12 protein-coding genes are annotated in these 14,538 nt (G+C 37.8%); 5 read left to right on the top strand and 7 right to left on the bottom strand.

The genetic code is table 11. The features are described from left to right. Both AABJ44_RS04625 and AABJ44_RS04620 read left to right on the top strand, forming a co-directional pair. Positions 1-3,264, top strand: a complete 3,264-nt coding sequence (locus AABJ44_RS04625) for an energy-coupling factor transporter ATPase (protein ID WP_338370754.1) — start codon at positions 1-3, stop codon at positions 3,262-3,264. Positions 3,265-3,267: 3 nt separating this feature from the next. Next, positions 3,268-4,932: an ABC transporter ATP-binding protein gene (locus tag AABJ44_RS04620; protein WP_338370752.1), complete on the top strand. Its 1,665-nt coding sequence runs from the start codon at positions 3,268-3,270 to the stop codon at positions 4,930-4,932. On the opposite strand, the gene AABJ44_RS04615 is transcribed toward AABJ44_RS04620, so the two are convergent. The 6 genes from AABJ44_RS04615 to AABJ44_RS04590 form a co-directional block, all read right to left on the bottom strand. Next, entirely contained in the window at positions 4,915-5,553 is a 639-nt protein-coding gene (locus AABJ44_RS04615; RefSeq protein WP_338370750.1) for a TetR/AcrR family transcriptional regulator, read from the bottom strand. The genes AABJ44_RS04620 and AABJ44_RS04615 overlap by 18 nt on opposite strands. 98 nt (positions 5,554-5,651) lie before the next feature. Continuing rightward, positions 5,652-7,370 (bottom strand): ABC transporter ATP-binding protein, encoded by a 1,719-nt coding sequence (locus AABJ44_RS04610; protein WP_338370748.1) that lies wholly within the window; start codon positions 7,368-7,370, stop codon positions 5,652-5,654. Further along, a complete protein-coding gene (locus AABJ44_RS04605) occupies positions 7,363-9,213 on the bottom strand; it encodes an ABC transporter ATP-binding protein (protein ID WP_338370746.1) in 1,851 nt (616 codons plus the stop codon). The genes AABJ44_RS04610 and AABJ44_RS04605 overlap by 8 nt, the downstream gene beginning before the upstream one ends. A gap of 141 nt (positions 9,214-9,354) precedes the next feature. After that, positions 9,355-9,948 carry an MptD family putative ECF transporter S component gene (locus AABJ44_RS04600; protein ID WP_338370744.1) on the bottom strand — a complete coding sequence of 198 codons (594 nt, stop codon included), beginning with the start codon at positions 9,946-9,948 and terminating at the stop codon, positions 9,355-9,357. Between the two features lies 1 nt (position 9,949). Beyond that, complete coding sequence (locus tag AABJ44_RS04595) at positions 9,950-11,419, bottom strand: ABC transporter ATP-binding protein (RefSeq protein WP_338370742.1); 1,470 nt, start codon at positions 11,417-11,419, stop codon at positions 9,950-9,952. After that, positions 11,404-12,081, bottom strand: coding sequence for an energy-coupling factor transporter transmembrane component T family protein (locus AABJ44_RS04590; protein ID WP_338370741.1), 678 nt, complete (start codon positions 12,079-12,081; stop codon positions 11,404-11,406). Before AABJ44_RS04590 ends, AABJ44_RS04595 begins: the two co-directional genes overlap by 16 nt. Before the next feature lie 195 nt (positions 12,082-12,276). Between AABJ44_RS04590 and AABJ44_RS04585 the strand changes: the two genes are divergently transcribed. The 3 genes from AABJ44_RS04585 (at position 12,277) to AABJ44_RS04575 (ending at position 13,909) form a co-directional block, all read left to right on the top strand. Continuing rightward, entirely contained in the window at positions 12,277-12,696 is a 420-nt protein-coding gene (locus AABJ44_RS04585) for a flavodoxin (RefSeq protein ID WP_074642874.1), read from the top strand. Between the two features lie 99 nt (positions 12,697-12,795). Next, on the top strand, positions 12,796-13,365 hold the full coding sequence (locus tag AABJ44_RS04580) for a DUF3793 family protein (protein ID WP_338370740.1): 570 nt from the start codon (positions 12,796-12,798) through the stop codon (positions 13,363-13,365). 31 nt (positions 13,366-13,396) lie between these two features. Next, a complete protein-coding gene (locus AABJ44_RS04575) occupies positions 13,397-13,909 on the top strand; it encodes an HXXEE domain-containing protein (protein WP_338370739.1) in 513 nt (170 codons plus the stop codon). Here the strand turns inward: AABJ44_RS04575 and AABJ44_RS04570 are convergent. Then, positions 13,887-14,516 carry a manganese efflux pump MntP gene (locus AABJ44_RS04570; protein ID WP_338370737.1) on the bottom strand — a complete coding sequence of 210 codons (630 nt, stop codon included), beginning with the start codon at positions 14,514-14,516 and terminating at the stop codon, positions 13,887-13,889. The two genes, AABJ44_RS04575 and AABJ44_RS04570, sit on opposite strands and share 23 nt — an antisense overlap. Positions 14,517-14,538 lie beyond the last annotated feature (22 nt).

The raw sequence follows: 14,538 nt of genomic DNA, 5'->3' as shown, positions 1-14,538 counted from the left end.
ATGATTAAAATTGATGATGTTTCATTCTCATATTCTGGAAAGGCAAAAAATCAAAATTGTCTTAAACATATAAATCTTGAAATTAAGGATGGTGAATTTATTGTTTTGTGCGGCAAAAGTGGCTGTGGAAAAACAACCTTCACCAGAATTATAAATGGTCTTGCCCCTCACTTTTATGATGGGCAAATGGAAGGCCATGTTTTTATAAATGATATAGATGTTCCCCGCGAGCCAATCACAAAAATTTCCACTCTCGTAGGCTCCGTTTTTCAAAATCCAAAAAGTCAGTTCTTCCATATTGATACTACAAGTGAACTTGTGTTCGGTTGTGAAAATCAAAATATGAATAAAGAAAAAATGAAAGCTCAGCTTGAAAGTACTGTTGCAGATTTTCAGATTCAGCCTTTGCTGGACAGAAGTCTTTTTGAGCTTTCTGGTGGAGAAAAGCAGCAGATTGCATGCGGTTCAGTTTATACAGCCAGCCCTGATATTTTTGTAATGGACGAGCCTACTTCGAATCTCGATAAAAAAGCTATAAACCGTCTCCAAAAGATTCTGACAAAATTAAAGAGCGAAGGAAAAACCATCATTGTTTCTGAGCATCGTCTTTATTTTCTGATGGATCTGGCAGACCGTTTTATTTATCTGAAAGACGGGCAAATTGAAAGAGAATTTACAAACGCCCAGATGAAAGCTCTTAGTGAAGAGGAGCTGCATAAACTTGGACTCAGAACTACAAATCTTAATTTAATCAGGGCAACTCCTGTTTCGGTTCGGAATAAACAATCGGCAATTTCTGTCAGCGATTTATCGTGTCAGCGCGGCAACTCAACAATTCTTGATATAGATGATTTAAAGCTTCCTGCAAAAAGTGTCATTGCCTTGATTGGTGATAACGGAACAGGAAAAAGTACCTTCGCAGAAGCCCTTTGCGGAACCTTAAAATCAAACGGAACTATTTCTTTGGATAATGAAGTTTTGAGTGATAAGCAGAGAGCTGAAAAAAGTTTTATGGTTATGCAGGATGTAAATCATCAGCTTTTCTGTGACTCTGTTCTTCAGGAGTTAAAACTTAATAACAAGGTAAGCGACGAAGAAGCCTGTTCTGTTCTTAGAAAACTGGGAATTGAAGAATATAAAGACCGGCACCCTTCATCTCTTTCGGGCGGACAAAAGCAGCGGGTTGCAATAGCCTCTGCCCTATGCTCTGGCAAAAAGATTATTTATTATGATGAACCAACAAGCGGTCTGGACTTTGAGGGAATGCAGAACTTTTCAAAAATCGTAAAAGAAACTGATTCTGAAGTTGAAGCCTCGGTTATCATTACTCATGATTTAGAACTCATATTAAGTTGTTGTGATTATGTAGTACATATAGAACGAGGTCGGCTTGTTTCCGCATATCCTCTGGATAAAGAAGGTATTGCTAAAGTCAGATATTTTTTTACAACAGAAAGCGAAGAAGCCTTTACACAAAAACGAGATAATTCCTCTTCAATTGTTCGTCTTATAAACCGAATGGGAAAATACAGAAAATATTTTTATGGAGCAATTGTCTGTATGGTGCTCGGAGTTCTTGCAAGCATTGTTCCTTATCTTATGATTTATAAAATCACAGATGGTCTTCTCAATTCAGTTTCCTTTAACTTAAAAACGATTGCAATTATTTTGAGTGGAATTCTTGGAGGCGGTTTACTTCATATCTTTTTGTATACCCAGGGACTTTCTCTTTCTCACAAAGCCGCCTTTAACACATTAAAAGAATTAAGAATCCAATTAAAAGAAAAACTAAACAAACAGTCGTTAGGAACAATAAGACAGATTGGAACCGGAGCCCTAAAAAAACTCTTTACGGATGACATCGAAAGTATAGAAATCATTCTTGCACATGCAATTCCAGAAGGACTTTCAAATCTTCTTGTGTCTGTAATCGTAATTGTTTTTATGTTCCAGATAAACTGGCTTCTTGCACTAACCTCAATTCTCGTAATTCCAATCGGTTTGAAATGTATGACAAAAATGTACCGTGACGGAACAGAAAGAATGGGTGGTTATTTTGCAGCAGCTAAAAGAATGAATAATTCCATCATAGAATTTATAAATGGAATTGAAGTTGTAAAAGTTTTTAATTATCAGGAAGAATCTTACAAGAATTACGAATCTGGTGTTTTAAACTATAAGAACCTCAGTCTCATATGGTACAAGGTCTGCTGGCCATGGATTACACTTTATACAAGTCTTCTTCCAAATATGCTTTTATTTACACTGCCGCTTGGTTCTATTGCCGTTATGACAGGACAGGCTACACTTGCACAATTGATTTTGATTATCTGTCTCTCGCTTGCAACCGGCTCAAATCTTTTGCGTGCACTTTCATTTATGGCTTCCATGACTCAGGTGAATTATAAGATTCAGTCACTGGAAAGCGTTTTAGACAGAACGCCTTTGAAAGAAGGTCATGCTGATTTTTCAGATAAATCAGAAAAGACGGATAGCTCTGAAGATATTACTTTTGAAAATGTTCATTTCTCGTATAAAGATAAGGAAGTTTTAAAAGATATTTCATTTACGGCAAAAGCAGGTGAGATGACAGCAATTGTCGGAGAATCTGGAAGCGGTAAGTCTACAATTGCAAGACTCATAGCTCATCAATATGACACAGACGGCGGCGATATTTCCTTAGGCGGAAAGAAAATTACCGACCTTAGTCTTTCTGCTCTTAATAAAAAAATCTCCTTTGTTTCACAGGAAGTTTTCCTCTTCAACAGAACCATCATGGATAATATCAGAATTGGAAATCCATCTGCGACAAACGAAATGGTTAAACAGGCTGCAAAGATTGCTTCATGTGATGAGTTTATAGAAAAACTCCCTGGCGGTTATATGGCTATGGTCGGTGATGCCGGAAAAAGACTTTCAGGCGGTGAACGTCAGCGCATTGCACTTGCACGGGCAATTCTAAAAGACGCCCCAATCATAATTCTTGATGAAGCAACCTCTTCTATTGATATTGAAAACGAAGAAAAGATAAATCGTGCTATCGAAAAAATCATAGAAAATAAAACAGTAATTGTAATTGCACATAAATTAAGTGCGCTAAAAAACGTGAACAAAATAGTTTTGATAAAAGATGGGAAAGTTATTGAAGAAGGCCCTGCGAATGAGATTATGAACAGGAGTGATTATTTCAAAAAACTGTATAAGCTTTCTGTAAATGCTGATAACTGGAAAGTTGGAAATCAAATCTTTACAAAAATGGAGTAGAAAATGCTTAAACAAATCCGGCGAATTATAAAACTGGCAGATAAGTACAAAGGTAAAATCAGAATTGCATATCTCTTTTCATTTTTAAATTCATATTTCACCTACTTTCCCTATATGCTCAGTCTTTTTGTAATCAAAGCGCTATTTGAAAAAACAATGAATTATAAAACTGTCGCTGTAATTTCGGGCATCTTAATTTTTTGTCTATTGGGACAGGTTTTATTCAGATATCTTTCTGACAGATTTCAGTCTACAGCAGGCTACGAACTTTTTGCAGATCTCAGAATGAAACTTGGCGACAGACTTAAAAAGATTCCTATGGGATTTTTTTCTGATGGAAATATTGGGAAAATCAGTACAATACTTTCAATTGATATGCAATTTATTGAGAGCAACTGTATGAACATGATTGCTGATTTTGCTGGAGATTTCTGCTCTCAGATTATGACCGTAAGCTTTATGTTTATACTTCATCCTTATCTTGGTGTGGTTTCTTTGGTTATCACTGCCCTCATTGTTTTAACAGGAAACCTTTGCATGAAGCACGAGCAGAGCGAAGCAGATAAAAAACAGGAACTGAATGAAGAATTATCTGAACAGGTTCTGGAATATATTGAAGGAATGAGCGTTATAAAATCTTACAATATGCTCGAATCAGAATCTAACGAACTGGACAAATCTTTTGTTCACATGAAAGATGAATGTCTCGAACTTGAAAAGAAAGTGACTCCAGGACTTAGAATGATTGAAAGCTTGAATATTCTTGGAATTACAATAATTACAGGGCTTGGAATTTATCTTTACAAAATAGGAAGTATTGATTTATACCGTACTCTCGGTATCAGTATTTTTTCTTTTGGGATTTTCAGACCAGTTAGAGAAATGTATCTTCAGGTTACAAGAATTGCAGTTATGAACAGCAGCCTGAACCGAATGGAAGAATTGTTTAATCTTGAGTTATTAGATGAAACTGATATTGAAAAGATTCCGGACAATTGTTCAGCGGGTATTCCCGAAATTGAATATAAGAATGTTTCGTTCTCTTATGAAGAAGAAGCTGTTCTGAAAAATATTTCACTTGAAGTTCCACCAAAAACTATGGCAGCTTTAACTGGACCTTCGGGTGGAGGCAAAAGTACAATTGCAAATCTTCTTACCAGATTCTGGGATATTAAGGAAGGTGAAATTTTAATTCGAGGCTGCGACATTCGTAAAGTTCCATTAAATAATCTTATGGACAATATCAGTGTTGTATTTCAGCGTGTCTATTTATTCAAAGATACAATTTTCAATAACGTGCGTATGGGAAAGCCTTCTGCTACTCGTGAAGAAGTTCTTGAATGTCTGAAGAAAGCACGTTGTATGGATTTTATAAATAAACTTCCGTTTGGAATTGATACAGTAATTGGCGAAGGCGGAGCAAGTCTTTCTGGTGGTGAGGCACAGCGTATTTCTATTGCAAGATGTATTCTGAAAGACTCCCCTATCATTATTCTTGATGAAGCAACAGCAAGTGTTGATGCGGATAATGAAGCTTATATTCAGCAGGCAATTGATGAACTTTGTGCTGGTAAAACTTTACTGGTTATTGCACACAGATTAAACACAATTAAAAATGCAAATGCAGTATATAAAATTGAAAATGGTAATTTAAGCAAAATCAGATAAATCAGCAAAGTTTTTTAGGTTGGCTAAAATACCATCGTTATAGAATTGTGTAAGTTTTGTGATATATGATTTTGCAACATCCAGTTCAACGCCTTCGATAAGCGGCGCAAATAGTGCGTTATAAAAAGAATAAGTAATAGTGTTCAGAAAAAGCTGTGTCGATTTATCTTTCTGGAACTTCTTAAAGTCTTCGAGAATTTCGGGCAACTGTTTGTTTAATTCTGTTAAATCAATTTCGCAAAGGTTTCGGGTAAAATGCTCAAACCTTGTTCCTTTTGATTTTTGCAGGATTAATACAAACTGATCTTTGTGAGAATAAGCGTAATCCAGATATCGAAGATAATACTCTTCCGGATTTTTTGAAAAATCTTTTCTTCGGGCCATGTTCCAGTAAAGGATTTTATCTTCATTGAACATCTTTATAAAATCAGAATAAACCGGTTCAATCACGGCGGCAAAAAGTTCTTCTTTATTTTCAAAGCGGGTATAAACTGCACGCGGGCTTGTGTCGGCCTCGCATGAAATTGTTCTTATAGAAGCCCCTTCAAAGCCTTTTTCGAGGAATTCTTTTTTTGCAACTTCAATAAGTCTTTTGGAGACTCCTATAATTCTTTGCGGCATTATAACCTCAATTTTAAATGTCATTGCGAGGAGACCGAAGGCCGACGTGGCAATCTATTATTTGGATTGCTTCGCTACGCTCGCAATGACGCTGGATTTTATTCGCTCTGTAAAGTATACAATTTTTTGTAAACTTCGCAGGATTTCATAAGTTCGTCGTGAGTTCCGTTCCCCACTACCCTGCCTTCTTTCAACACTATGATTCTGTCACAATTTACGATTGAGCGCAATCTGTGTGCAATCATTAACACCGTACGACCGTTAGTTAGTTTTTCAATAGCAGACTGAATCTTAGTTTCAGTTTCCGGATCAATTGAAGCTGTACTTTCATCCAACAAGACAATCGGTGCATCTTTTAAGAAGGCACGAGCTATCGAAAGTCTCTGACGTTCTCCACCGCTTAAGGTATGACCATTTTCTCCGAGCACTGTGTCAAAACCCTGAGGAAGCTTTTCTATAAACGGCATACACTGAGCGAACTCGGCGGCTTTTATAACCTGTTCACGAGTAGCATTTTTATTTCCAACCAGAATATTGTTATATATTGTATCATTAAAAAGCGTAACATCCTGGAACACAATAGAAAACAATTTGAAAAGTTCTTCCGGAGCAAGATTTTTTACATTCTGTCCGCCAACTAAAATCTCACCAGAATCATTATCCCAGAAACGCGCTGCAAGACGACAGATTGTACTTTTACCGCTGCCCGAAGCCCCTACCAGCGCAGTATACTCTCCCTGCTTTGCGGTAAAGCTTACATCAGATAAAACTTTTTCTCCATTTTCGTTATAGGCAAAATCAACATTCTTAAACTGAATATCATAATTTGAAGGAGCAAATACTTCACTACCCGTCTGTTCAGGATAATCCATAATATGACGGATTCTGTTCGCCGCAACTTTTGACGAAATAACCGCACCAAGATGTTCGCAGGTATAACTTAGCGGCTCATATACCCAAACCGAAGCCAGCATGAAAATCAGATAAACTGAAGCAGAGATTTCACCCTTTACAAGAAGATTTGCTCCGACCATCGCAACAACACCGATTCCCATTCGAAGCAAATTGTAAGCAGTTGAAATACTCATTCCGGAAAGAAACTCAAAAAGCACAAGCCGGGGAACAAGCCGCCCCATCGTACGCCACAGTTTTTTTTGATAATCTTCGATATTTCCGGACGCCTTAAGAATCTTAATATTTTCAAGATATTCCTGAATGCGCTCAGAAATTGAAACTTTTATGTCACGGTTTTTCTGATGAGTTTTTCCGGAAATTGGATCACACAAAGCCATAGCAAGAGCTGCAAACGGAAGCACTGCAAAAAGTGCGAGAGTCATTTTTACATTCACAAAAAAAAGTGCACATACGGTTATCAGGATTCCAAGCATTCCGCCGATAAACTCTGTTACCTGATTTGCAAGAATACCTTCAATAATCCCAATATCATCCATGATCGTAGAAGTAAGGTCGCTCAAATCATGCTTTGAAAGAAAACTTTCGGGAAGGCGGCGAAGCTTATCTGCAAGATCCATCCGCATATTCAGATTTTCTGATGCGGCGTTGATATACTTCATCTTATACATTTTGCGATATGCAAAATACATCGAAATCACTATTACTGTTCCGGCGATAATCTGTAAAATAAGCGAAGTCTCAAAAGTTCCCTGATTTGCATACGACTCAAGCATTTTTGAAATACACTTGTATATCATAACAAGAGGAACCATTGCAATCAGCTGAAAAACTGCAAGCCAGGCAGAAGCCTTGTAAACTGCGATTCTTGTATTTTTTGAAACGTTCAGAAATTTCTTAAGCATTTGAGGCCTCCTTTGCGCTGTCGTTTGAGCCAAGTTTCCAGCTGATTGCGCGGTTATATTCGTTTACCATTGCGCTATATTTTCCGCCGCGCTTCATCAGTTCATCATGATTTCCTTCTTCAATAATTTTTCCTGCTTCTACAACACAGATTTTATCTGCATCACGGACGGTCGACATTCTGTGAGCAATCATGATTACAGTTTTATTTTTCAAAAGTTCGCTGAATGCTTTACGAATCAAATATTCATTTTCTGCATCAGCAAAAGCAGTAGCTTCATCAAGAATGATGATTGGAGAATCTTTTAAGATTGCACGCGCAATTGCAATTCGCTGAACTTCACCACCGGAAAGATAAACTCCCTTTGCGCCGTAAACTGAATCAATGCCATTCGGTAGTTTTGCGATTATGTCTTCGCACTGGGCAAGTTTAAGAGCTCGCATAATTTCGTCACGGCTGGCATCCTTACGATAAAGGGCAACATTTTCTGCAATGCTCATTTTCAAAAGACTGTTTTCCTGAAAGACAATACTCACAAGCTCGTTGAGTTTTTTCTCACTGATATCTTTGATGTTTACTCCGCCGAGCATCACCGCTCCATCAGTCACATCCCTGAGGCGGGCCGCCAGCGAAGCAATTGTACTTTTACCGCCACCAGAAAGCCCGACCAGCGCTGTAGTTTTTCCTTCGGCAACAATAAGATTCACGCCATCCAAAGCAAGAGGGAGCTCCGGTGCATAACGGAAGCTTACGTTCTTAAACTCAAAACCGTAACCGGCAGGGACCTCGGCACACTCGTTGCTCTCGGCACATTCCCCGTCACCACCGTCCTTTTTATACTCCATCACCTTTTCATCAAGAATTGTCTTAAGCGATCCCATCGCCTCATCTACGATGATTGATTCAGATGAGTTTCCCATGATTCGTTTCAAGATTGTAACTTCAAGAGGAATAATAGACGTAAAGAAAACAAAGGACGCAAAAAGATGAACGCCGCCGGCACCACCAGCCGCAGATCTCCACAGCACCAGCACCACCGGCACCAGCGTATAGAACACAGAGTTCATCGCCGTATTATAAAGGCTGTCCGCCGTCATCATAGAAATTGCAAACTTGTAAACGTACTCACAAAAGCCCTTCACAGAATTTTTATAACGTGCAAAAGAATCAGCTGTCTGCCCGAATGTTTTCATAACAGGAATACCTCGCACATACTCAACCGCTGCGTTCGACATATCCTTCTGCGCCTGCTGATAGGTTCGCACAAAGTCACTTCCATTTCCCATCATAATCACCATCAAAAGTACAAAGCCAATTATTACAGGAATCAGACAGGCAACCGAAAGCAACACGCTGTAACGGAACATAAAAATCACAAAGGCAACAGGAAGCACAATCGACATCGTAGTATTCGGAATCTGATGTGCAATCAGCGTTTCACTCGCGTCTGTATTTTTTTCAATGATTTTTCTAAGACTGCCACTCGGGTTTGAATCATGATAGCCGCCCGGTAGTTTTCCAATATGGCGGATAAGCATTTTCTTCAAACGCACCGCAGTATTAAAAGCTGTGATATGCGAGAATAAAAGCGAAAGACCGTAAAGACCATAAGCCGCACATACTGCAAACACAATGCCCTTGCCGTACTCATAAAAAATCTCTTTATCAACGGCGCCGAGATTTCCGTAATTAGAAATAATTATCTCCGCGATTTTATACACAAAGGTATACGCATAAATATTTTCTATTGCCGACAAAGCAGCAAAGACAATGCTGATGAGCATGGTGATTTTAAAAGCGCCCATCGAGCGGAATAAGAAAGGTAGATTTGATTTTGATTTCATTTTTCTCCTCGTCATCAAGAACCGTCATCCTGAACTTGTTTCAGGATCGGGATCTCTTGAAACACTGTTTCAACTCGCCTCTAAAAAACTGTCTGATGAAACTCACCAGACAGAAAATTCTTTTGAGGTAAATATATTTTTTTAGTATTCTTTTTTTTCTTTCAGGTGCTTTCTTAAAATCAACCAGCCAAGATAGACTCCGGCTACAGCAAGTGCAAATACGATGAAGGTTGAAACAAGGCCCATGAAGCCGGTTGTGTACTTCACCATTTCTTCCATTGCTTCTGGAGTCTGGCCGCGGCCAATCCATTCAGACTTGTAACTTTCAAGGAAGAACCAGCTTGGAACGATTGATCCCCACGCCTGTCCAACATGGAAAACACCCGACGCAAGAGCGACCTTCCATACTGCAGGCTTTTCTTCGCGGGAAGCAATCACATCAGCAAGAATTGCAGCAACCATTGAAGTAATAATCCACGGAAGATATCCGGCACCCATTATTGAAAAAATTAACATGATGATTGCCTGCATGATTGTGAACTGTCCGAACTTTCCAACCTTACGGGTAAGAAACAAAATTACAGCTCCAGTAAAAATAGCACAGATTCCAGGACTTATTGCGTGACCAAACTGTCCGAGCACCATTACAATCATACTGGCAACCAGGTAGAATACCAAGTACAAGGCTGTCAAAAGAGATGTCATTACAACATCCTTGATTTTTAATTTGCGCACACTACGCCTCCTTTTTTAATAATTCGAAACCTTCCGAATTATCTTTCATTTTATTAAATATCTGATTCAACTCACCAACTGTCGAAGCATCAAGAACAAAGTCTTTCTGAATCTTTCCACCCTCAAGAAAGATTATTCTGTCTGCAACATGGCGGATAAATTCATAATCATGAGAAATCACAAGCACAGATGATTTCTCCCTAAGCTTAATAATTTCATTTGAAACTTTTTCCATTGAAGAAACATCAAGTCCGCTCGTAGGTTCATCAAAAATAATCAGATCACGATCGCAAAGCATCGCCATACCAATCTGAAGTCTCTGCTTCTGTCCGCCGCTCAATTCAAACGGATGAGAATCCTTAAACTTTCCAAGTCCAAGATATTCAAGACACTCATCGATTTCCTGCGGCGCCTTCTTTACAAGTGAAAGTTCATTTTTTACAGAAGTTCCAAAAAGCTGATAATCCGGGTCCTGCATGATAAAAAACGGCAGACTCGAAGTTGTAACTTTTCCATAATCCGGTTTATAAGTTTTACAAAAAAGTTTTGCAAGCGTTGTTTTACCCGTACCATTACAGCCGACAAGAACTGTAATCTCACCCTTGTATAATTTGAGATTCACATCTATCAAAATATTTTTATAACCAGCACCCTGTAATTCAGCAACAGGTTTTATGCGTTCTTCTGTTTTCGGCAATTTTAAAAGATAAGGAACATCAAGAGAAAATAAATCAAAACTTCTTGTATCATAAGTCCCTTTTTTGAAAGCACGCTCGCTGTTGAAAACAGTAAGCTCGCCGTTTTCCATAAAGAACACTTTATCAATAATATCATTCAGATAATAAAATCTATGGTCAGCAACAATTACTGTCATGCCGTCAGCCTTAAGCCGTTCAATGATACTGCCAAGTTTCATCGCATTTCCGTAATCAAGATTTGCAGAAGGCTCGTCAAAAAGAACAATTTTTTGATTCATAGTAAGTGCCGAAGCAAGCGCAATCATCTGACGCTCGCCACTCGAAAGAATGAAGATATTTTTATCCAGAAGATTTTTAAGGCCAAATTCTTCTGTAAGCTGAGCTAGTTTCTTTTCCATAGTGGCTTTTGTCCAGCCGTAATTTTCCATCGGGAAAACAAGTTCGCTTGTTGTGTTATCAGTAAAAAACTGAGAGCGTGGATTCTGGAATACCGAACCAATATCGCTATTCAGTTCATGCATTTTTAGTTTGCTGTATTCTTTTCCATTTATCATAAGATTGCCGGAAAGATGTCCTTCTGTAACTGCAGGTATCAATCCGTTTAAGCATTTAAGCAGAGTTGATTTTCCACAACCGCTGTTTCCAGTAAGAAGAATAACCTCCCCTTTTTTTATTTCGAAGTTTACATTTTTGATTCCTTCATCAGAATCCATATATGAAAAAGTCAGATCCTGCGCCTGAAGCACAGTTTCCTTATTTATTTCCTGAACCATATAAAACCTCCTGCTAATCCTGCAGCAAAAATTGCAAGAAATACAAAATCAGTAAATCTGAATTTCTGTTCAAAATATGAAGAACGTCTTACAGGAGCATCAATTCCTTTTACAAGACCGGCAGCAGTAACTTCTTCTGAAAGTGCTGCACAACGGAATAACTGTGGAACTATAAAATACTGAAAACTTTTTATAGGATGAAGCCAGGTAAATGAAATCCCACGAAGTCTCATCGATTCCAGAATATACTTAAACTCGCGCGAAAATGTCGGAACATATTTCAAAGTGATTGTAACGGCTACTACAAGTACGCGTGGAATTCTCATAGTCTCCAAAGCCGAAAGTAACTCAGCCGAAGTATAGCGCTTTATCAAAGCAAAAACCATTGCAAAACAAGGAACCGACTGAATCAAAACTACAAAGAATAATGATAGATAAGAAAGAGACGAAAACTGTATTCCCAAAATAATCACTGCCTGCATCACTGCGTAAATTCCAATAAACGCAAACATAATTTTGAAACATCCCATCAATATAAGAACAGTCAAAGCAAAAGCAGCCAGAAAATACTGCAGGTAAGTTCCCCTCAAAAAGATATACATTGTAGGTGCAAGTATATTTATGATAATCAGAACAATAGGATTGATATTTACTTTATGCATACATTTCTCTCTGATATGTTAGTTTTATATAACATATATCAGCATAATAACGAATTATCATTACGTTAGCAAGTACTAACAATATTTAAATATTTTTTTTGTTAGTATTGACTAACTTTTAAATACACTATATACTATCAATTAGTTAGTCGTTCCTAACTTTTTACAAAACCATATTTATGAATGAGGTAATATATGAAAGTTGCTGTAATATACGCAAGTACAACTGGTAATACAGAGGCAATGGCAAATGCCATTAGTGATGCAGTAAAGGCCGCTGGTGCCGAAGTCATTTTCAGTACAGCTGACAGTGCAAATAAAGACGATGTGCTTTCAAGCGATGTTATTCTTCTTGGAAGTCCTGCAATGGGAGATGAAGTTCTTGAAGATTCAGTAGAAGAATTCTACTCCGGAATTGAAGGCTCCCTTAACGGAAAAAAAGTTGGAATCTTTGGTTCATATGACTGGGGCGACGGACAGTGGCTCCGCGACTGGACTGACCGTTTGAACAATGCCGGTGCAGTAAGCATTGCAGAACCACTTATGGTTCACCTTACTCCGGAAGAAGCAGATGTTGAGCAGTGTAAGGCTTGGGCAGCATCTGCAATAAAATAGGCTCTTATAAAATAAATATATTTAGAGCCGTTCGATTTTGCCAGGTCGAGCGGCTCTTTTTTTTTGCGGCAAGCATTATTTAAAAAGGAAAATAAAAAAATGAGTTTTGATCAAATGATTATTCACTTTTGTGCTCCTACTCTCTGTGAAATAAAAGCAGGAAATATGTTTTTTGTAAAAAACAAAGATTTCTCGGAAAGTAATTTTGAGCAATGGAAACAAACTTTATTTATCCGAGGATTTTTAAGTTTTGCAATAAAACTATCTGAAAACTCAACGGCAATTCTTGTCTGTAATGTATGCTGGGTAAGAAAAATTCTGAGTGACATTGTAGTTCATTCTTATCTTGTTGAAAAAGGATATCATTGTGGGGGCATATTTGATTTTATAAATGATTTTAAATATCGACTTCACTCGATACAAGGATTTCCTCATGAAATTGGAGTTATTCTGGGCTACCCGGTTGATGATGTTATTGAATTTGAAAATCACGAAGGTCAGAACTGCAAATACTGCGGTCAATGGAAATCTTATAATGATATTGAAAAGGCAAAACAATGTCACTGCAAATATAAAAACTGCAGCTGTCTTTGCGAACGATTATACAACGAAGGATACTCACTGGATTTTATTATTTGTGAATATAAAAAAGTTGCATCAGCGGCATAATAGTATTATCTTAAAATAGATGGAGGCATAAATGAAGGAATATGTATGGCTTTTTCCTGTAATTTTTATGTTTCATGAAATGGAAGAAATCATTGGCTTCAAGTTTTTTCTGAATAAAAACCATGATGAACTTGAAAAACGTTTTCCTAAACTTCTCCGCTGTTACAGAGATTTTTCCACAGAGGGATTTGCCCTTGCTGTTTATGAGGAATTGTTCCTCTGTATATTAATATCTACCCTCGCCTATTTTTTTGATAAGCCGGTTCTCTGGTATTTATGGCTTGGAGCTTTTATCGGCTGCGACCTTCATTTTTTTGTACATTTGATTCAGGTAAGCATTTTCCGCCGCTATATTCCGGCAAGCATTACAAGCATAATCTGCCTTCCAGTAAACACTCTGATTGTCTGTAAATGTCTTGTAAGCATAGAAGAGTCTGCTGGCTTTGCGGCAATCTTTATAACTCTTGGTGCACTGCTTGTTTTTGTAAATCTAAAGATTGCACAAAGTATGATCGGCTGGTTTACGAGAAAAATACACCCTTAACAAAAATCTCTATTCCAATACCAATCAGAATGATTCCACCAAGAACGGTTGCTTTTGAACTTAAATGATTTCCTGCTTTCTTTCCGATTAAAAGGCCTGCCATACAAATCGCAAAAGTCACAACAGCAATAATAAGAGAAGCAACCAATGCCATTACAAGACCATAATCTGCAATTGTAAAACCGACAGAAAGTGCATCAATTGAAGTAGCAATTCCCTGAATCATAAGAACAGAAATAGTCAAGCTTGATTTACACGGAAGAGCTGAATCTCCAGAAGCGCTGGCGCCGGCCCCTTCGCCTTCTTCACATTCATGAAAAGCCTCCCAGATCATCTTTCCGCCAATATATAATAGAAGAATTAAAGCAATCCACGGAATTATAATCTGAAACTTATTAAAATATTCCAGAATCGTATGAACACAAATCCAGCCAATCATAGGCATAGCAAATTGAAAAAAAGCATATACGCCGGCAATAAAACACATACGGCCTTTTTTCATTTGAGATTCATTTAAAGCATTTGCAATTGAAACAGAGAAAGCATCCATTGCAAGGCCGACACCAAGCAGGATACTATTTAATAAAAAGATAAGATTCCATTCCATAAGAAGTTTTCACCTTAATCAT

The sequence above is a fragment of the Treponema bryantii genome (assembly GCF_036492245.1).
Classification (GTDB): domain Bacteria; phylum Spirochaetota; class Spirochaetia; order Treponematales; family Treponemataceae; genus Treponema_D; species Treponema_D bryantii_C.
The sequence above is the reverse complement of the archived record's forward strand: the minus strand, read 5'-3'. Positions and strand labels throughout refer to the sequence as shown.